Below are 19,363 nucleotides of genomic sequence, written 5' to 3' on the forward strand. Positions count from 1 at the left end.
GCAATTTCGAGTGCGCGAACCGAGGAAGGGTGCGGCTGTGCGGCTGGACGTCAACGGGCGGGCTCTTGCGCCCCGCACCTCGACGGGGGAATCATCCGAGGATGACGGTCGAACGATCGCGCATCACGGTCCACGGGGTCGTGCAGGGGGTCGGCTTCCGCCCGTTCGTCGCGCGACTGGCCGACGACCTGGGACTGCACGGCCACTGCGGCAACGACGACGTCAGCGTGTTCATCGAGATCGAGGGCAAGTCGGCGTCGGTGTCCGAGTTCGTGCGCCGGCTCCGCGCGGACGCGCCGCCGATGGCCGTGATCGTCGACGCGACCGCCCAGCCCGTTCCGGTGCGCGGGGACCAGTCGTTCCGGATCATCGACAGCCGGCACGTCCCCGGCGCGCGGACACTGGTGTCGCCGGACGTGGCGACGTGCGCGGATTGTCTTCGCGAACTGGCCGATCCGCACGATCGGCGGTACCGCCACCCGTTCGTCAACTGCACCAACTGCGGGCCGCGGTTCACGGTGATCACCGACCTGCCCTACGACCGGCCCAACACCACGATGGCCGAGTTCCCGCTGTGCGCGGCGTGCCTCGCCGAATACCGCGACCCCGCGGACCGACGGTTCCACGCCCAGCCGGTGTGCTGCCCCGACTGCGGTCCGCACCTGTTCGCCGAGATCGACCGGCACCGGATCGACGGGGACGACGCCGTCCTCACCGCGGTGCAGGGGGCGTTGCGGGACGGCCGGATCGTGGCGGTCAAGGGCCTCGGCGGGTTCCACCTCGTGTGCGATGCCGCCGACCCGACCGCCGTCGAGACTCTGCGGGCGCGCAAGCACCGCCCCGATAAACCGTTCGCGGTGATGACCGCGGACCTGTCCGTCGCCGCCGAGCTGTGCGAGATCTCCGAGCCCGAGAGCGCGCTGCTGCGACACGCGGCCCGGCCGATCCTGTTGTTGCGCAAGAAGAACACTGCGTCGATTGCCGACGGCATCGCGCCCGGGATCGACGACCTCGGGGTGATGCTCCCCTACACCCCGCTGCACCATCTCCTGTTCACCCGGACCCCCGGCAGCGACGTCGACCCACCGCGGGTGCTGGTCATGACGTCGGGCAACCTGAGCGGCGAACCCCTCTGTTTCGACAACGACGACGCCCGTACTCGATTGGCGGACATCGCCGACGTGTTCCTGATGCACGACCGCCGCATCGCGGTGCCCTGCGAGGATTCCGTCCTGGCGGTGGCGGCCGGGGCGGTACTGCCGATCCGCCGCTCGCGCGGGTTCGCACCGCTGCCGGTCGTGCTGCCTGCGCACGGCCCGGAGATCCTCGCGGTCGGCGCGGAGATCAAGAACACCTTCTGCCTGACCCGGCAGGACTACGCGTTCTGCTCGGCGCACCTCGGCGACATGGGCAGCCTGGAGAGTCAGCGCGCCTTCGAGACGTCGGTGCGGCAGTTGACGCATCTGCACGGCATCTCCCCGGAGGCCGTGGTCGCCGACCGGCACCCCGGATATTCGACGCACCACTGGGCCCGGCGCTACAGCGAGAGGACCGGCGTCCCCCTGCTCACCGTGCAGCACCACCACGCGCACGTCGCGTCGCTGATGGCCGAACACGGACTGGTCGGGACGACGGTGCTCGGTGTCGCGTTCGACGGGACCGGGTACGGCTGCGACACCACCGTGTGGGGCGGCGAACTCCTCCTGGTCGGCCCGAACATCCTCGACTCGAGGCGGGTGGGTCACGTCCAGCCCTTCTCACTGCCGGGCGGTGATGCCGCCGTCCGGAATCCGGTGCGGGTGGCGCTGGCTCTGCTGCACGAGTGCGGGATCACCGACGTCGACGGGCTGCCGTGCGTGGAGGCGGTCCCCTCGGCGGAACGCGCGGCCGTGGAGTCCCAACTTCTGTCGGGTCTCGGTTGCGTCAGGACGACGAGCGCGGGCCGCCTGTTCGACGGCGTAGCGTCGCTGCTCGGGGTGCGGCATCGGATCACCTACGAGGCGCAGGCGGCCGTCGAACTCGAGGCCCTCGCCCGGACCGCCCCGCACCCGGCTCCCCTGGCCATGGACGTGGAGAACGACCAGCTCGAGCTGCCTCTTCTGGTGTCCGGACTGGTTGCCGGTCTCCGCGACGGGACCCCGCCCGCGACGCTCGCACTCGGCTTCCACCATGCCCTCGCCGCCGCGACCGCCGATCTCGTCGACCGGGCCGCCACCGCGACCGGCGCGTCGACGATCGGACTCACCGGAGGAGTCTTTCAAAACCGTTTATTCCTCGCACTGGTGAGAGCACACTGGGAGAGCAGCGGTTATCGAGTCCTCACCCACCACCGGGTGCCTCCCAACGACGGAGGACTCTCCCTCGGCCAGGCGGTGATCGGTGCCGCGGCAACCATGCGCGGACCGTGACGTCGGCAGCCCCCGACCGGCCGGTCCGGGACGGGAGCTAGTGAATGACCACCACCGCAGAGGCGGGCGGGCACCTTGTCGACACCGATCTGTCTGCGGATCTCGCTGCCGCAGCATTGTCACTCGCCCGCAGATTCCATGACGGCGCCACGCTCTGGGTGATCTCACCCCAGTGGGAACCGCACGCCCATCACGTCGCCGTCGAATTCGTCCATCCCGTGATCATGGGTAAACGGGCGCTGCCGTCGGTGGCACTCGTCGAACCCGATCCGGTGGCGCAGGCCCGGGTGGCGAGCAGGCCCGGCGACATCCTGCTGGCCGTGGCGTCGGCGAACGAGCCCGCCGTGGTCGACGCGATGCGCCGCGCACCGGCGTGGGGTGCGATGACGCTGTGGATCGGGGCGGGCGCCCGACCTCCGGCCGGTGCGGCGAACCACATCCTCTGGGTCGACTCGGAGGATCCGATGGTGCCGGCCACCGGGCGGTTCGTCCTCATGTATCACCTGCTGTGGGAACTCACCCACGTCTGCTTCGAGCACTCGGGACTGCTGAAGCCCGACGCCGAGGAGTGCGACGAGACGGTCTGCGTCACGTGCAGCGACGAGGGGCGTCTCGGTGAGGTGGTGATCGAGCCGGCCGAACCGCTCGGACCTGCCCTGGTCCGCACCGCTGCGGGCGAGGAGTGGGTGGATGTCAGCGTCCTCGGCGACGTTCGGCCGAACGACCTCGTCCTGGTGCATGCGGGTGCCGCGATCACCAGACTCGACGACGCCGGGCAGGAGACGAACCGATGACGACGCACGATTCGGAAAGCACCAGCTTCCTCTACCCGTTCATCGACTCGGAGGAAACCGACGCCCAGAGCCTCCTCGACGACCTCGCCGCCTCCGCGCGGGGGAAGGCCACCGAGAGCGCGCGGCTGCAGAAGGAGTCCCTCGACGAGTACGGCGACGGCCTGACCGCGGCCGGCATCGACATGGCCGACAGATTCCGTCGCGGCGGCCGGCTCTACACGTTCGGCAACGGCGGCAGCTCCACCGACGCCGCCACGCTCGCGTCGCTGTTCAGCCGTCCCGCCCGCGGACGGCCGGTGGCGGCGTGGTCGCTCGCCGCCGATCAGGCCGTGGTGACGGCGCTCGGCAACGACGTGGGTTTCGATCTGATCTTCAAGCGGCAGATCATCGCGCACGCCCGGGACCGGGACGTCGCGATCGCACTGTCGACGTCGGGCAACTCCGACGATCTGATGACCGCGCTCACCGAGGCGAAACAGCGGGGGCTGCTGACCATCGGGTTCGCCGGGCACGAGGGCGGCCGGATGGCGGCGATGGCGTCCGCCGGCGAACTCGACTTCTGCTACACCGTCCACTCGCAGAGCATCCACCGGATCCAGGAGAGCCACGCGATGCTCGGGTACCGGCTGTGGTCGGTGGCCCAGGAACACATGGCGCGGCCCGCTCCCAACTCCGTGGAGGCTTCATGAGCACCACCGAACCGACAACCTCGGCGGAACGGGAAGACCGGGTCCTCGAGCGGATCGACAAGTTCCGGCAACGCCGGCCGCGGCTGCTGGACGAGGTGGTGACCCTCGCTCACGGTGCGGGCGGGAAGTCGTCGGCGGCCCTCGTCGACGCGGTGTTCGTCGAGGCGTTCCGCAACGAGGAACTCGAGCAACTCGGTGACGCGGCCGCGCTCACCATGCCGTCGGGTGAGCGGCTCGCGTTCTCCACCGACTCGTACGTGGTTCAGCCACTGCGTTTTCCCGGCGGTTCCATCGGGCATCTCGCGGTGCACGGGACGGTGAACGATCTCGCCGTGTCCGGTGCGCGCCCGCGGTGGTTGTCGGCGGCGTTCGTCATCGAGGAGGGTTTCCCGATCGCCGAACTGCGGGAGATCGTCGCCGACATGAGCGAGGCGGCCGTCCTGTCCGGAGTGCAGATCGTCACCGGCGACACCAAGGTCGTCGGCAAGGGCGCCGCCGACGGCGTCTACATCTCCACCGCCGGTGTCGGTGTCATCCCGGAGGGCAGGCGGCTGTCGGCGGATCTCGTGCGCGCCGGCGACAAGGTGCTGTTGTCGGGAACCATCGGCGCCCACGGCATGGCGGTCATGCTCGCCCGCGGTGACCTGGCGATCGAGGCCGACATCGCCTCCGACACGGCCCCGGTGAACTCGTTGGTGGAGACGCTGCTGGACGCGGCACCGTCGACGCGGTGGATGCGAGACGCCACCCGCGGCGGCGTCGGCACCGTGTGCAACGAACTCGCTCACGCCTGCCAGCTCGCCGTGATCGTGGACGAGCAGTCCCTGCCCATCGAGCCGCAGGTGCTGGGCGCCTGCGACATGCTCGGCATCGACCCGCTGTACGTCGCGAACGAGGGGAAGTTCGTCGCGATCGTCGCGTCGGACGAGGCGGATGCGGCCGTCGCGGCGATGCGATCCCACCCGAGGGGAGCCGATGCCACCGTGGTGGGCGAGATCCTGGCCGAACCGCCGGGCATCGTCGCACTGCGAACCTCGTTCGGCGGCAGCCGGATCGTCGACATGCTCGTCGGCGACCCGCTCCCCCGAATCTGCTGAAGAACAGCCCGAGAAGGAGAACCACGATGTGTCTGGGGATACCCGGTCAGGTGGTCGACATCGTCGACGCCGAACAGCATCTGGCCAAGGTGGACGTGAACGGCGTCCAGAGAACGATCAGTGTGCGACTGCTCGCCGAAGAAGGTCTCGTCGTCGGTGACTGGGTGCTCGTGCACGTCGGTTTCGCGATGGCGAAGATCGACGAGATCGAGGCGCAGCTGACGTTGGATCAGGTGCAGAAGATGGGCGCCGACTACGTGAACGAGATCGACGCGTTCAACTCGTCCGAAATCGCGTGACTACAGCAAGAACGAGGTAACAGGGATGAAGTTCGTCGACGAATTCCGGGACCCGGCGGCGGCACGCGCCCTGGTCAAATCCATCACCGAACTGGCCCGTGGCGACGAGTTCAAATTCATGGAGGTGTGCGGCGGCCACACCCACACGATCTACCGGCACGGCATCGAGCATCTCCTGCCGGAATCGGTCGAACTGGTGCACGGACCGGGATGTCCGGTGTGCGTCATCCCCATGGGCCGCGTCGACGACGCCATGTGGCTGGCCGAACAGCCCGGCGTCATCTTCACGACGTTCGGCGACATGATGCGGGTGCCCGGATCCAAGGGCAACCTCATCGAGGCCAAGGCCCGTGGCGCGGACGTCCGCTTCGTGTATTCGCCGCTGGACGCGCTGAAGGTGGCACTCGACAATCCCGACCACCAGGTGGTGTTCTTCGCCGTCGGGTTCGAGACGACGGCACCGTCCACCGCGGTGACGTTGGTGCGCGCGCGGGCGCTGGGCGTGAAGAACTTCAGTGTGTTCTGCAACCACGTCACCATCGTTCCGCCGATCAAGGCGATCCTCGAGTCCCCCGACCTGCGGTTGTCGGGTTTCCTCGGTCCGGGCCACGTGTCCACCGTGGTGGGGCTGCGGCCGTACCGGTTCGTGTCCGAGGTATACGGCAAACCGATGGTGGTCGCGGGCTTCGAGCCACTCGACATCCTCGCGTCGGTGCACATGCTGCTCCAGCAGATCCGCGAGGGCCGCTGCGAGATCGAGAACCAGTACAAGCGCGTGGTGCGCGCGGAGGGCAACGTGCAGGCGCTGAAGCTGATGGCCGAAACGTTCGAATTACGCCCGCACTTCGAGTGGCGCGGGCTCGGGTTCATCTCTCAGAGCGCGCTCAAGGTCCACCGGAACTACGCGGAATTCGACGCCGAGGAGAAGTTCTCGATGCCGGGTGTGCGGGTGGCCGATCCGAAGGCGTGCCAGTGCGGTGAGGTTCTCAAAGGCGTCATCAAACCGTGGGAATGCAAGGTCTTCGGGACGGCCTGCACACCGGAGACGCCGATCGGCACGTGCATGGTGTCCCCCGAGGGCGCGTGTGCCGCGTACTACAACTTCGGCCGGCTCCACCGCGAGACGGCGCAATTGCTGGGTCAGCGAGGCTGACCGGTGATGCCGCGCGAACACAGGATGCCGTCCGGGCATCGAGTGTTCGCGCAGTATGCGCACGCCCCGAATGCCTTGGGCTACTGCGGCCCTCCCGGTTCGGAGCGACTGCAGGCGGTCGCGTGCGGTGCGGCGCCGGATACCGACGTGGTGGCGTTGGCGAAGCAGTTCAGCGGCGCCTGGCCGTACCAGGAGGTGATCGCCCGGCTCGCCGGAATACCGGACCCCTTGGACGAGAGAGTCGTTCGAGCCTACTGGACCTCGGACGAACTCTCCGACCGCGTCGACCGCGCCGAGTTCGGCGCGGCATTGCTCGCCCGCCTCGCGTCGCAGGCCGGCCACTACTGGAAACACCTCACCGAGGACCTGCTCGGGGAGGCGGCGCCCACCCACAACTTTCACGTGTTCGGCGTGTATCCGTGGTCGCGGCTGCTGGACACCGGAATGCCGCAGCCGCTGCAGGTTCTCGACTCGTGCCGCATCCGCTGGGGTGAGGTGGTCGGCATCGATCACGACCGGGCCGTCGTCCGGTCGCGTCGCCTGTCGTGGGACGGCACCCAGCTGTCCCTCGGGCCCGAACAGGACGACCCGGCCGACTACCGCGTGCCCGAAGGTGCTTTCGTCGCCGACCTCACCGTGGGTGACCGGGTGGCGGTGCACTGGGATTTCGTGTGCGACCGTCTCGATCCGGATCGGGTGGACCGGTTGCGCGGGCAGACGGAATGGCAACTTGCACAGACCAATCAGCGACTGCTTCGGCGAGCGACCCCGACCCCGACCTCACGGAAACGGACCGACACGAACGTTTCCCCGCTACCATGACTACAACTCACGGCCTGTGGCCGGATCGGAGCCGATATGAAGAAGATCCTGAACTCGTTGTCCGAAGAAGAGTTCGTGCTGATCCGCGAAACCAAGAAGGCGCAGATGGCCGACTTGGACGAGGACAAGCTGATCACACTGCACACCCGCATCCGCCGTGCCCGCAACAAGCACGTCAAGCTGTACCGCCAGGAAGGCGCAGTGAAGGTCGCGGACAAGGGCGCGCGCGGAGCCGGTAAAGCGGCCAACACGCGCAATGCCGACAAGGTGGAAGTCTTCGAGGCAGCACTCAGCAGGGTGAGCGGCCAATTGGCGACGGCGGCCCGCGCGAGCGCCCGCGAACTGAAAGACGAACGCCTCGCCCGCGCCCGCAGCGACTCCCCGTCCTTCAGCGAACTCGGCGACAGCAACGGCAAGGTCGGCTCGTCCGGCAAGGAACGCGCCGACGCCACCCGGAAATCATCCGGGCGCAAGAAGTTCGAAGCATCCACCATCGCCGCAGGCGCACGACGGCAAGCGAAGAAGGACAAGCGGTAAGGCCCCGTCGCCCGTCGTCAGACGCGCACCACGCGCATCCCCGCAGCTTCGAAAGACGCGGTCTCCCCGGTGTCTGCCGAGTCGTCGGTGACGATCGTGGTTCCCGGAGGGATCGGCGCCCACGCATGGAAGGGGCGCTGCCCGAGCTTCGCCGCGTGCGCGAGCACGTACACCTCATCGGCACGGGCGATCATGATCTCCTTGAGGCGCGTCTGCTCCAGCTCTGCTTCACAGATCCCCAGATCCGCGGTGACGGCGTCCGCGCCGAGAAACGCGCGATCGAACGTGACGCGTTGGAGCGTGGCCTCGGCCAACGGTCCGACGAACCCCTGACTGAGGTGGCGGAGTGTTCCGCCGATGCACTCGACCCGCACGGAGTCCGCGTCGGCCAGCGATTCGAGGGCGGTCAGACCGGCCGCGATGACGGTGATGTCGTCGATCTCGCGCAGAAACTCCCCCATCGCACCCACGGTGGTGCCGGCGTCGAGCAGGATGGTCTCGCCTGGCCGGACCTGGCTCGCGGCCCATTCCGCGATCGCCCGCTTCGCGTCGAATCCCTCGAGAGCGCGCTGGCGGAGTGACGATTCCTGCTGGGGGTCGAGCGCGATCGCGCCACCGTAGGTCCGGGCGATCAGACCCTGGGACGTGAGCTGACTCAGGTCCCGCCGGATGGTGGAGGCGGTGACACCGAACTGCGCCGACAGGTCGTCGACGCTGGCCAACCCGCTCGACCGGGCCAGTCGCACGATCTCGGATCGGCGTGCTTCCGACTCGCGAACCGCCATGTTTCGTCCCCCTACTTCACAACCGCTGTGCTGGTTGCCAATTCGGCAGCCTGACGAAGAGCTTCGACCATACTACCGGCCTCGGCAATACCCTTGCCTGCGATGTCGAAGGCGGTGCCGTGGTCGACGGACGTCCGGATGACGGGCAGTCCCACCGTGATGTTGACCCCCGCCTCGATGCCGAGGACCTTCACCGGTCCGTGCCCCTGGTCGTGGTACATCGCCACGATGAGGTCGTAGTCGCCGCGCCCCGCGAGGAAGAACGCGGTATCCGCCGGCAAGGGTCCGTGGACTTCGATACCGTCCGCCTTCAGCACCTCGACCGCGGGAATGATCTTCTGCTCCTCTTCCCCGTAGCCGAACAGCCCGTGCTCGCCGGCGTGCGGGTTGATGCCGCACACCCCGATCTTCGGCTCCGGGATACCGGAGCGCACCAGCGCGTCGTGCCCACGCCGGATCGTCCGCTCGACGAGCCCGGGTTCGATCTTCGCGACGGCGTCGAGCAGGCCGATGTGGGTGGTCACGTGGATCACCTTCAGCTTGGGCGTCGACAGCATCATGGACACCTCCTCCGTGCCGGTGAGGTGCGCGAGAAGTTCCGTGTGCCCCGGGAAGATGTGGCCGGCGGCGTGCAGCGCCTCCTTGTTGAGCGGGGCCGTGCAGATCGCCTGCACCTCCCCGCGTACCGCGAGTTCGCTGGCGACGCGGATGTACTCGTAGGCCGCGTGACCGGCGACCGAGGACAGTTCGCCCCACGGCAGGTCGTCGGGAAGGAGGTCGAGATCGATGACGTTGACGCGCCCGGGTACCGACTGCGCGTCCGCGACCGACTCGACGGTCACGATGTCGACGTCGATGCCGAGCACATTCGCCGCGAGACGAAGCCGCTTCGCGTCGCCGATGACGACCGGTGTGCACCAGGACCGGGTGGCCTCGTCCAGCAAGGCGGGAACGATCACCTCGGGGCCGATTCCGGCGCCGTCGCCCATGGTGACGGCGACGACGGGAAGGTTCGCGGTATCAGTTGACGCTGTCATGTGAGGTCCTCGCTGTGTGGGGGTGTGGGTGGGCGGCTGAGCGCCGCGCAGGTAGGCCGTGATCGCGGCGAGACTGGTCGCGTCGCCGAAGCTGCCGGGCCTCGTGACGACTCGCCGTCCGTCGGACGCCAGGGAGGCGACGGCGCCGTGGTGCACTTCGTGGACCGGCCGAAGCGACGTGATCCCCAGCGCGTCGACGACGGCGCGGGCCGTCTCACCGCCGGTGAGCACGAGGTCGGCTCGGCGGTCGTTCTGCAGGGCCGCGACCAGCCGTCCGAGCGCCGCCGACAACGCCCGGGCATTCGACGGCTCCACGTCGCCGGAGACCGTCACGACCGCAGGACCGTCGTCGAGAACGTGCCGCAGGGGTGTCGGGTCCACATCGCCGCGGAGAAGTTGCGACGCGTCGACCGGCACGTGCCGCACACCGTCGGCGACCAGCGACGCAACCTGTTGCACGGCAACGGGTTCTGCGGTCCCGACGACGATCAGGACGGATTCCGCCCGCCTGGTCGCTGTGGTGGGGACGTGTCGGAGCGGCAGCGTGCGGGCCACCGCCGCCGCGAGGGCGGAAGTCCCGACCAGTCGCACTCCGGGGATTGCCCGGCAGGCGTGGACGATCGAGTGGAGATCCTCGTCGGTCTCGACGTCGCAGATCGCGATGGCGCCGGCGGACACCGCGCGGGCGAGCGCCCGTTCGACACCGGGACCGCGGTGCACGCACTGCGTGGGACTGTCCGGAAAGAGTTCGGCTATCGACTCCGGCGGCGGCGTGGATTCCGCCGACCACACCCCGGCCCGGTGGAGCGGCGTCGCTCCGACGTGCACGACGCCGTGGCGAACGGTCCGGCCGAGCGCCGGCAGCCCTGCTGCGACGACCACCGGACCGGTGTCGGCGAGGATTCCCACCTCGGGCCCGATGTTTCCGCGGAGGAGTGAGTCGATCTTCTTCACCACGAGCGCATCGGACGGAACTCGGGCGAGCGCGTGCCGAACCGCGCGTGCCGCATCCTCCGGGCTCATCGACCGCGTATCGAGATCCGCGATGACGACTCCGCCCGGTTCATGCGTTTCGGCGGCGCCGAGAAGGAGCGATACGGGCGCACTCCGATCGAGGAACGCGCTCGCCACTTCGGCGGCACCGGACAGGTCGTCGGCGAAGACCGCGACGGTCGGATCGGATCCGATCGATTTCGGTCTCATGATGCCGCCTTCGCCCGGGAATCTGCGCGTTTCGTGCATTTCATGGTAGCAGTTTTGCGCGTTACGCGCAGACTGTTCACAGGGATGCTCCCGCGCACTGCACGATCGCCTGACCCGTGATGCTTCCGCCGTACGGTCCCAGGAGGAATCCGATCAGTCCTGCCACCTCGCCGGGGGCGATGAATCGACCGAGCGGCGGGACCCGCGGAGGCGTCGACGTGCGAGCCGGATCGTTCAGCATCGGAGTGTCCGTCGGACCGGGGGCAACCACGTTGACAGTGATCGCCCGGTCCACCAACTCCGCAGCCCAGGACCGCGACATTCCCACGAGTGCCGACTTGGTGGCGACGTACTGACTCTTGCCCGCCGCTCCGGACATCGTGCGGCTGCCGACCAGGACCACCCGGCCGCCGTTGCGCATCGACGGAGCGAGCGCATTGACGAGAACCTCCGCGGCTGCGACGTGAATCCGCCACATCTTCAGGCCGTCGTCGACCTGCAGTTTCCCGAGAGGTGCTGAGGATTGCAGGCCGGCGGCGTGCACGACGGCGTCCACCGAACCGGCGGCGGCCGCGTGCTCCGAGAGTGCGTCGAGGTCGCCGAGATCGACGGCCGTCCAGGAGAATCGGTCGTCGTCGATGCCGGGGTCGCGTCGGCTGAATCCGGTGACCGACCATCCGTCGCCGAGAAGCTGCCGGGCGGTGGCGGCGCCGATGCCGGAGCTGACCCCGGTCACGACCGCACGCTTCGAGTCGCCGTGCGTCACGACCGGCCCCCGTCGGCGACCCAGGCCTGATCGAGCTCGACGTACTCGATCGCCTGCCGGAACCGGGTGAACGCGACGTGCAGGCGGCCGTCGTTCCCGGCGGTGATGCTGGGGTACGAGTACTCGCGGTTCAGCCCGTCACGAGAATTGTTGGACAGGCAGTACCCGTCGCCGATCTCGATGTCGCGGCGAACCGGCCACGTCCGGCCCCCGTCCTCGGACATCGCCAGCGTCATCGGGGCGCGGGGCGCACCCCAGAACGCGCTGCGACTGTCCCCGTCGTCGAGCGGCTCGAGCTCCGGGTCCGCCTGCTCGGGCACCCCGTCGGCGAGACCGTCGTCGTCGATCTCGTCGTACAGGGACGTCCGCCGCGCGGTGGCGTTCGCCGCGCTGGACTCGTTGAACACCAGGGCGAGACGGTCGCCCGGAAGCACGACGAACTGGATGGACGAGTTGTTGTTGGGAAGCTCGGTGGCCTCCGGCTCGGTCCAGGTATCGCCGTCGTCCGTCGAGACGCTGCGGTAGATCGAGTCCGCCCAGCGGCTGCGATAGAGGGCCACGAGGGTGCCGCCGGCGAGGCGGCCGATGTTCATGTGCACGCAGCCGACGCTGCCCGGCACAGTCACCTCGCGCCAGGAGTCGCCGTGATCGTCGGAGATCATCACGCTGCTGTAGTCGCGATCGCCCACCCACTTGCGGCCCTCGATGCGGACGCAGTGGAACACGGGGAGCAGGAGCCGCCCGGTCGGGAGTGCGACCACCGGCTGTCGCACGAACACACCCCCGGCGTCGGTCTCCGGCAGCAGCGTGTGCGCCTCGCCCCACGTTCGGCCGCCGTCGGCGGAGATGCGCCGCATGACCCGAGCGGTGTCCTGGTTGCCGGCGTGCTGGGACGTCCACAGGAGCCACACGGTTTCCGTATTCGTCACGTGGAGAACAGGATTCTGTTCCGAACGAGTCGGATCGTCGGACAGCTGCACCGGCTCCGACCAAGCGTCTGCATCCGGGGCGAGCCGGGAGAACCAGACGCTGATGTCCGGCACGCCCTCCTGGGTGCCCGCGAACCACACGCATCCGAGGGATCCGTCCGGCAGGACGGTGAGATTCGCCGCGTGGTTCTGCACCTGCGGTGCGGGAAGCAGGGCGTCGCGTCGACCCGCCTCGACGTCACGGACGACGCCGTCGGTGGATCGGGTATCGGTTGCGGGACTCGGTGTGGTCATCTGCGTCTCCAGTGCGTGGATAGGGGCGGGCGAGTTCTCGGTGCGGCGGTCACGTCACGTCTAGGCACGCAGCGCCGCGACACTGAGGTCATAGGAGTTCGTGGGGCGCAGCGCGACACCGTCGATCCGTGAGCGGCGCGCGAGAACCGCTTTCGGAACGAACGCCCACAGGCACGGGCACGTGTCCCAGATCTGGCGCTGCGCGTCCGCGAGGAGTTCGGCGCGCCGGACGGCGTCGGCCTCCTCCGAGGCCTGGGTGATGGTCCGGGTGATCTCGGGAAAGATGTACCCGTGGTAGGTATCCCGGGTCTCTTCCTTCTCCGCGGTGCCGGCGTACATGCCCTGCATGATGGTGAGGGCCAGACCGGTCGGGCTCGGGAAGCCGTTGCCCAGCACGTCCCAGTCGCCGACCTTGCCCTGCCGCCACTGCGAGATGTCGCCACCGGGTTCGAACTGCTGGAGAGTGGTTCGCACGCCGACCGCGGACAGCATCTGCAGCACCGACTCCATGATGTCGGTGTCGGCCGCGAACTCGCCTGTCTCCCAGATGATCTTCAACTCCAGATCCCGGATCCCGAGAGCGTCGAGTTCGCCGCGGGCGCGGGCGGGGTCGTAGCTGTACTCACCGGTCTCGACGGCACCGTCGAGAGTGAGGGGAATGACGCCGCGCGACTGGGTGGCGGAGCCCTGCAGAACCTGGTCGACGAGGGCGCGCCCGTCGATCGCATACGTCAGCGCCCTGCGCACCCGCGCGTCGGCCAGCGGGTGCCCCTGGGGTTTCCGGAAATTGAAGAAGAGCTGATTGAGCCGGACACCGTCGATCCGATCGATCGCCACACCCGACAGTCCGGCGAGCTGGTCGGCCGCATCCGGGGTGATGCTGTCGATCACGTCGACCTCCCCACTCCGCAACGTCACGACGCGGTTCGACTCGTCCGGAACGAAGCGGACGCGCACCGATTCGATCTGTGCCGGTGTTCCCCAGTAGTTCTCGTTGCGAACCAGGGTGTAGTTTCCGGTGCCGCGATCGCTCTCCGTCACGAGGTACGGTCCGGATCCCACCCCGGACTGCAGTTCCTCCGGCACGTTCGCGGCCGCCGGGGTGATGAGGATGTTCGACATGAGGTAGTCGAGGACCGGGACGGGTCGCTGGGTGTTCAGGGTGAAGCTGGTGTCGTCGATCTGCTCGACCGTGGGCCATTCGGGAAAGAACCCCCCGACGAAGGAGCCGTCGACCTGGCTGTACATCTGGAGGGCTGTCGCGACGTCCCGAACCTGCACCGGGGTGCCGTCCGAGTACCGGATGCCGGGACGCAGGTGCACGAACCACTGGGTGGGTGCGACGAGTTCGAACCGGTCGGCCAGCACCAGCTGGGGGCGCAGGTCCCGGTCGATCTCGGTGAGGGCCTGCCGCACTCCCCGCTGCACCGTCAGCGCGGCATCGAATTGGTTCAGCTTATTGTCGAGGCTCACGAGCGAGCGGTTGAGGGCCAGGCTCACGGTCTTCGGTCCGGGCGTTCCGGTCGGCGTCGCACATCCCGCCGCGGATCCGAGCGTGAGGCCGGCTCCGAGCAGGAGACCCGACCTGAGCAGCGTTCTCCTCGAAAAGCGCTGTTCGAAAAGAGAATTGGTCATCATCGACCTCTCGGGACTATGGGTATGGGGCGCAGCGATCAGGCACGGCGCGAGGTGGTTGCCCACCAGGCGATGTGATCGCCGGCACATCCGAACTCTACTCAGAGTTGCTTGAGATGCGCAAGATGGCGGCAAGACTTGCGCACAACGCGCATTAGTGCGATTGTGAGCTGAGTTACAAATGAAGCTGCTGTACCCGACACGCCGCGGTGTCGACACCTCCATCGCCGGCGTTATCGAAAGGTCGACGATGACCCCTCACGCAGACACCGAACGGCCGGTGACCTCATGACGCAGCACGCCGCCGACACGGCATTTGCAGCCCAGCCCACCGGCTCGGCATCACCGGCTCCCCGCCGGACCCCGACCTCCCGTGTCCCGAGGGTGCTGACGGCGGCCATGCCCCGCTACGTCGCAAAACGGCTCGCACAGAGCGCGCTGGCCGTCTTCCTGACACTGACCACCGTGTTCGTCCTCATCCGGATGGCGCCCGGCGATCCCGCCTACTCGATGGCCGGACCGCTGGCCAGCACCGAGGACCTCGCCCGCATCAGGGCGGACATGGGTCTCGACCAGTCCGTGTTCACCCAGTACCTGCTGTATCTCCGCGGCCTTCTCCACCTCGATCTCGGCACCTCGTATTCGTTCCAGGCACCCGCCTTCGACGTCGTCCTCGCTCGGCTGCCGTACACGATCACCCTGTCCGTCGCGGCGATCGTGCTCACCACACTGGTGGCCATCCCGCTCGGAGTGTGGATGGCGCGCCGCGCCGACACGAGGCGCGAACTCGGCGCCAACGTCGTCACGATCGCCGGTCAGTCCATGCCCGACTTCTGGACCGGACTGATGCTCATCACCGTGTTCGCGGTGCTGATCCCGATTTTTCCCGCGGCCGGATTCACCACCTGGTCCAGCCTGGTGCTGCCCACCGTGACCGTGGCCGTGCTGCAGATCGCCCTGATCTCCCGCATGGTCCGCCGCGAGATGGTCGGCGCGTTCGCCTCGCCGTACATGACCGTGGCCCGGTCGCGGGGCGTCCCGGAGCGCGAACTCATCTGGCGGTACGCCCTGCGGAATTCCGCGATCCCGGTGCTGACCGCTCTCGGTACCCGGTTCGCCTCGATGCTCAACGGCGTCGTCGTGGTCGAGGTCGTCTTCGCGTGGCCCGGCGTGGGATCGCTGGTCGTGCGTGCACTCGAGACGAGGGACTACCCCCTCATCCAGGCCACCGTCCTGGTGACCGCGGTTCTCGCCGTCCTCGTCCAGCTCCTCGTCGACCTCTGCTATCCGCTCCTCGACCCGCGCGTCCGACTCGGAAAGGGAACGACGAAATGACCACCGTCATCGATCCCCCGGCACAGGAGCGGCCGAGCGCCGTGACCACCCGGGACATCGCCCGGGCCGGTGCCACCCGGCGCGCCCGCGACAGCCGCGTGAAGATCTGGGTGGGCACCGTCTGCGCCCTCGCCGTCATCATGCCCGTCGCACTGGCGCAACTGCTTCCCCTGCCCTCTCCGGACGCCACCGACCTCGCCCAGCGGCGCCTGCCACCGCTGACGGACGGTCACCTCTTCGGGACCGACCAACTCGGCCGGGACCTCCTCTCCCGCGTCCTCTACGGCGGACAGGTGTCGCTGACGATCGGAATTCTCGCGGTCGTCGTCTCCGGACTGATCGGCCTGTGCCTCGGCGCACTCGCCGGCTACCTCGGCGGCTGGACGGACACGGTCGTGAGCAGGCTGCTCGAGGCCCAGCTGTCGCTGCCGCTCCTCATGATGCTGCTGCTCGTCGTCGCCCTGTTCGGCCCGTCGATCCCGGTCATCACGTTCGTCATCGCGATCGCCCAGTGGCCGGAGATCGCCCGGCTGACCCGCTCACTCGTCCTCGTCGAACGCGAGAAGCCGTACGTGGCGGCCTCCCGGGTACTCGGACTCGGACGCACCGCCATCCTGTTGCGCCACGTGATCCCCAACATCATCAAGCAGGCATCCCTCGTCATCCTGCTGCTGCTCGCGCAGGCCGTCCTCCTCGAGAGCGCACTGAGCTACCTCGGCGCAGGACCGCAACGCCCATTCGCCACCTGGGGCCGGATCATCTCCGACGGCCAGGACTACATCACCACCTCGTGGTGGCTCGTAACCCTCCCCGGCCTCGTCATCGTGCTGCTCGTGATCGGCGTGAACCTGCTCGGCGACGGGCTCCGCGACCGCCCGGCACGGTCGCCCGGGAAGCGCCGCGGGCTCCTGCACCGATTCTCGTTGCGGAAGGAAGAGGTCTGACATGGGGAATCTCCTCAGAGTCGACGAACTGCAGATCGAACTCATCACCGCCCGGGGCGTCATCCGCGCAGTCGACGGCGTGTCCTTCTGCATCGACGCCGGCGAAACCGTGACCATCATCGGTGAGTCGGGGTCGGGTAAATCGACCACCGCGATGGGCATCCTCGGCCTGCTGCCCGACGACCTCGCCGTCCTCTCGGGCGCGGTCCGGTTCAAGGACTGCGACATCCTCGGACAGAAGAAGGCTCTCGCGAAGGTCCGGGGACGGCACATCGCGCTGATCCCGCAGGATCCGATGACGGCACTGAGCCCGGTGCACACCATCGGGTCCCAGCTGCGGGAGGCGGTGCGCCACAGCGGCATCACCGGAAAGGCGAAGGAAACCGCGCGGGCCGTGGAACTGCTCGAGCAGGTGCGGATCCAGAATCCGGCGGGACAACTCGGGAAGTACCCCCACCAGCTGTCCGGCGGCATGCTGCAGCGTGTACTGATCGCCTGCTCGCTCGCGTCGGGTCCCGAACTGATCGTCGCCGACGAACCCACCAGCGCCCTCGACGTGACCGTGCAGGCGAGCATCCTCGACCTGCTGCTCGAACTGCAGGAGCGCACGGGCGTCGGACTGCTCGTCATCACCCACGACCTCGGCGTCGCCCGGTTGATGTCGGACCGCATCTACGTCATGAAGGACGGCCGGTTCGTCGAGAACGGCGGGGCCGAAGACCTCGTCCTCCATCCTCGCAGCGCGTACACCAAGAAGCTGCTCGACGCCGTGCCACGGCTCGGCGACTACACCACGACCGTAGGAGCATCGACATGAGCGCACCGCTGCTGTCCGTCGAAGATCTCGTCGTCGAATACCCGGTCCCCGACGGTGTGTTCCGCGCGGTCGACACCGTCAGCTTCTCCGTGGACAAGGGGGCGACGCTCGCCGTCGTCGGCGAGTCCGGGTGCGGGAAATCGACCATCGCGAAGGCGATCGTCCGACTCCTCACACCCACGTCCGGCCGCATCCTCGTGGACGGTGCCGACATCGCGCAATTGTCGGAGAAGGCACTGCGGCCCTTCCGGTCCCGCGTGCAGATGGTCTTCCAGGACCCGTACGGATCGCTGGACCCGCACTTGACCGCCGTCGACATCGTCGGCGAACCGCTCCGCCTCCAAGGCGTCCGGAGCAAGTCCGAACGGGCGCGCAGGGCGGCGGCGCTGATCGATCAGGTCGGCCTGCCCACCACGGCGCTCCACCGTCGACCCGCCGAGTTCTCCGGCGGTCAGCGGCAACGCATCGGTATCGCCCGGGCTCTGGCGAGCGGACCGGAACTCCTCGTGTGCGACGAGGCCACCAGCGCGCTCGACGTGTCGGTGCAGGCTCAGGTGCTCGACCTCCTCCGCGAGATCCAGCACGACACCGGTCTGACCTACGTCTTCATTTCCCACAACCTCGGCGTCGTCCGCGAGATCAGCGACACCGTGATCGTCATGTCGCGCGGACGGGTGGTCGAAAGCGGTTTCACCACCGATGTTCTCGAACGTCCCGCCGAGCCGTACACCCAGGCGCTCCGCGCCGCCGCGCTCGATCCCACCACCATGGTCGGGATCAAACCCCGTCACATCGTCTCGCGCCCGCCCGGCGCAACCGAGGTTCCCCGAACCGTATCCCGAGGAGTAGCTTGATGCCCGAACTCGACCTGACCTCACTCGTTCTCGGCACGATGACCTTCGGCGACACCGTCGAATTCGACGGTGCCGCCGCTATGGTCGACGCCGCGCTCGACGCCGGCATCACCCATGTCGACACCGCCAACGGCTACGCCGGCGGAGAGTCCGAACGCATCCTCGCCCGACTGCTGGGCACGCGTCGCGACCGTGTCACCCTCGCCACCAAGGCGGGAATGCCCCACCCCGACGCGGGCGACAACTCTCCGCTGTCTCCCGCGGGCCTCCGCGCGAGCGTCGAGGCGAGCCTGAAGCGACTGGACACCGACTACGTCGACCTGTTCTATCTCCATCAGCCCGACCGAGCCACACCTCTAGCCGACACTCTCTCCACCGTCGCCGATCTCGTGTCGGAGGGCAAGATCCGCGCCCTCGGTGTCTCCAACTTCGCGGCCTGGCAGATCGCGGAACTGAACCACACGGCCGACGCCGTCGGCGCACCCCGCCCGATCGTGGCCCAGCAGCTGTACAACCTCCTGGCCCGGCGCATCGACGAGGAGTACGTCGAATTCGCCTCGGTCACCGGACTGATCACGATGGTCTACAACCCACTCGGCGGCGGTCTCCTCACCGGACGGCACTCGTTCGACGCCCAGCCGGCCGATGGGCGCTTCGGCGATTCGCGGTTGGCGCAGATGTACAAGGAGCGGTACTGGAACACCGCGATCTTCGATGCGATCACCCAATTGTCCGTGATCGCCGACAAGGCCGGCATCCCGCTCACCGAACTGGCTCTGCGCTGGCTCGTGTCCAAGCCTGCGGCGGGCCCGATCCTCCTCGGTGGATCCAAGGTGGCACACCTGCAGTCGAACATCGCCGCTGTCGCGAAGGGCACACTCGACGACGAACTGATCGACGCGTGCGACGAAGTGGGCAGCGCCCTGCGCGGACCCATGCCCAACTACAACCGCTAGGAGGCATCG

The 19,363-nt window shown here is 68.2% G+C and carries 18 protein-coding genes; 13 read left to right on the forward strand and 5 right to left on the reverse strand.

All coding sequences use genetic code 11. The annotated features are described in order from the left end of the window. The first annotated feature begins 101 nt into the window (after positions 1–101). Genes hypF through HGB39_RS11510 form a run of 8 tightly spaced genes read left to right on the forward strand, consistent with a single transcriptional unit; the run spans position 102 to position 7,799 of the window. A complete protein-coding gene (gene hypF / locus HGB39_RS11475) occupies positions 102–2,408 on the forward strand; it encodes a carbamoyltransferase HypF (protein ID WP_005566584.1) in 2,307 nt (768 codons plus the stop codon). A gap of 44 nt (positions 2,409–2,452) precedes the next feature. Next, a complete protein-coding gene (locus HGB39_RS11480) occupies positions 2,453–3,202 on the forward strand; it encodes a sedoheptulose 7-phosphate isomerase (RefSeq protein ID WP_005566582.1) in 750 nt (249 codons plus the stop codon). Further along, entirely contained in the window at positions 3,199–3,891 is a 693-nt protein-coding gene (locus tag HGB39_RS11485; RefSeq protein WP_005566580.1) for a D-sedoheptulose-7-phosphate isomerase, read from the forward strand. Before HGB39_RS11480 ends, HGB39_RS11485 begins: the two co-directional genes overlap by 4 nt. Next, positions 3,888–4,988, forward strand: a complete 1,101-nt coding sequence (hypE, locus tag HGB39_RS11490) for a hydrogenase expression/formation protein HypE (protein WP_005566578.1) — start codon at positions 3,888–3,890, stop codon at positions 4,986–4,988. Before HGB39_RS11485 ends, hypE begins: the two co-directional genes overlap by 4 nt. 26 nt (positions 4,989–5,014) lie before the next feature. After that, positions 5,015–5,287, forward strand: a complete 273-nt coding sequence (locus HGB39_RS11495; RefSeq protein WP_005244643.1) for a HypC/HybG/HupF family hydrogenase formation chaperone — start codon at positions 5,015–5,017, stop codon at positions 5,285–5,287. Positions 5,288–5,312: 25 nt separating this feature from the next. Further along, on the forward strand, positions 5,313–6,440 hold the full coding sequence (gene hypD / locus HGB39_RS11500) for a hydrogenase formation protein HypD (RefSeq protein ID WP_005258643.1): 1,128 nt from the start codon (positions 5,313–5,315) through the stop codon (positions 6,438–6,440). Between the two features lie 24 nt (positions 6,441–6,464). Further along, positions 6,465–7,262 (forward strand): DUF6390 family protein, encoded by a 798-nt coding sequence (locus tag HGB39_RS11505; protein WP_043789823.1) that lies wholly within the window; start codon positions 6,465–6,467, stop codon positions 7,260–7,262. Between the two features lie 36 nt (positions 7,263–7,298). Next, entirely contained in the window at positions 7,299–7,799 is a 501-nt protein-coding gene (locus HGB39_RS11510) for a hypothetical protein (protein WP_005566573.1), read from the forward strand. A gap of 17 nt (positions 7,800–7,816) precedes the next feature. Here HGB39_RS11510 and HGB39_RS11515 read toward each other — a convergent pair whose 3' ends face one another. The 5 genes from HGB39_RS11515 to HGB39_RS11535 form a co-directional block, all read right to left on the reverse strand. Further along, a complete protein-coding gene (locus HGB39_RS11515) occupies positions 7,817–8,584 on the reverse strand; it encodes a DeoR/GlpR family DNA-binding transcription regulator (RefSeq protein WP_005244647.1) in 768 nt (255 codons plus the stop codon). An 11-nt stretch (positions 8,585–8,595) separates the two neighbouring features. Next, positions 8,596–10,824 (reverse strand): 4-hydroxythreonine-4-phosphate dehydrogenase PdxA, encoded by a 2,229-nt coding sequence (pdxA, locus tag HGB39_RS11520; protein ID WP_043789828.1) that lies wholly within the window; start codon positions 10,822–10,824, stop codon positions 8,596–8,598. A gap of 76 nt (positions 10,825–10,900) precedes the next feature. Next, positions 10,901–11,560 (reverse strand): SDR family NAD(P)-dependent oxidoreductase, encoded by a 660-nt coding sequence (locus HGB39_RS11525; protein WP_240482721.1) that lies wholly within the window; start codon positions 11,558–11,560, stop codon positions 10,901–10,903. Positions 11,561–11,586: 26 nt separating this feature from the next. Then, positions 11,587–12,813 (reverse strand): sialidase family protein, encoded by a 1,227-nt coding sequence (locus HGB39_RS11530; protein WP_005566567.1) that lies wholly within the window; start codon positions 12,811–12,813, stop codon positions 11,587–11,589. A 60-nt stretch (positions 12,814–12,873) separates the two neighbouring features. Then, positions 12,874–14,448 (reverse strand): ABC transporter substrate-binding protein, encoded by a 1,575-nt coding sequence (locus HGB39_RS11535; RefSeq protein ID WP_043789819.1) that lies wholly within the window; start codon positions 14,446–14,448, stop codon positions 12,874–12,876. Positions 14,449–14,736: 288 nt separating this feature from the next. Here HGB39_RS11535 and HGB39_RS11540 point away from each other — a divergent pair, with 288 nt between their 5' ends. Genes HGB39_RS11540 through HGB39_RS11560 form a run of 5 tightly spaced genes read left to right on the forward strand, consistent with a single transcriptional unit; the run spans position 14,737 to position 19,354 of the window. Continuing rightward, positions 14,737–15,783 (forward strand): ABC transporter permease, encoded by a 1,047-nt coding sequence (locus HGB39_RS11540; protein WP_240482720.1) that lies wholly within the window; start codon positions 14,737–14,739, stop codon positions 15,781–15,783. Beyond that, positions 15,780–16,727: an ABC transporter permease gene (locus tag HGB39_RS11545; protein WP_005565469.1), complete on the forward strand. Its 948-nt coding sequence runs from the start codon at positions 15,780–15,782 to the stop codon at positions 16,725–16,727. The genes HGB39_RS11540 and HGB39_RS11545 overlap by 4 nt, the downstream gene beginning before the upstream one ends. Before the next feature lies 1 nt (position 16,728). Further along, a complete protein-coding gene (locus HGB39_RS11550) occupies positions 16,729–17,544 on the forward strand; it encodes an ABC transporter ATP-binding protein (RefSeq protein WP_005244654.1) in 816 nt (271 codons plus the stop codon). After that, on the forward strand, positions 17,541–18,398 hold the full coding sequence (locus HGB39_RS11555; protein ID WP_005565468.1) for an ATP-binding cassette domain-containing protein: 858 nt from the start codon (positions 17,541–17,543) through the stop codon (positions 18,396–18,398). Before HGB39_RS11550 ends, HGB39_RS11555 begins: the two co-directional genes overlap by 4 nt. Beyond that, complete coding sequence (locus HGB39_RS11560) at positions 18,398–19,354, forward strand: aldo/keto reductase (RefSeq protein WP_005565466.1); 957 nt, start codon at positions 18,398–18,400, stop codon at positions 19,352–19,354. The genes HGB39_RS11555 and HGB39_RS11560 overlap by 1 nt, the downstream gene beginning before the upstream one ends. The last annotated feature ends 9 nt before the right edge of the window (positions 19,355–19,363 follow it).

It is taken from the genome of Rhodococcus opacus (assembly GCF_012396235.1).
Lineage (GTDB): Bacteria > Actinomycetota > Actinomycetes > Mycobacteriales > Mycobacteriaceae > Rhodococcus_F > Rhodococcus_F opacus.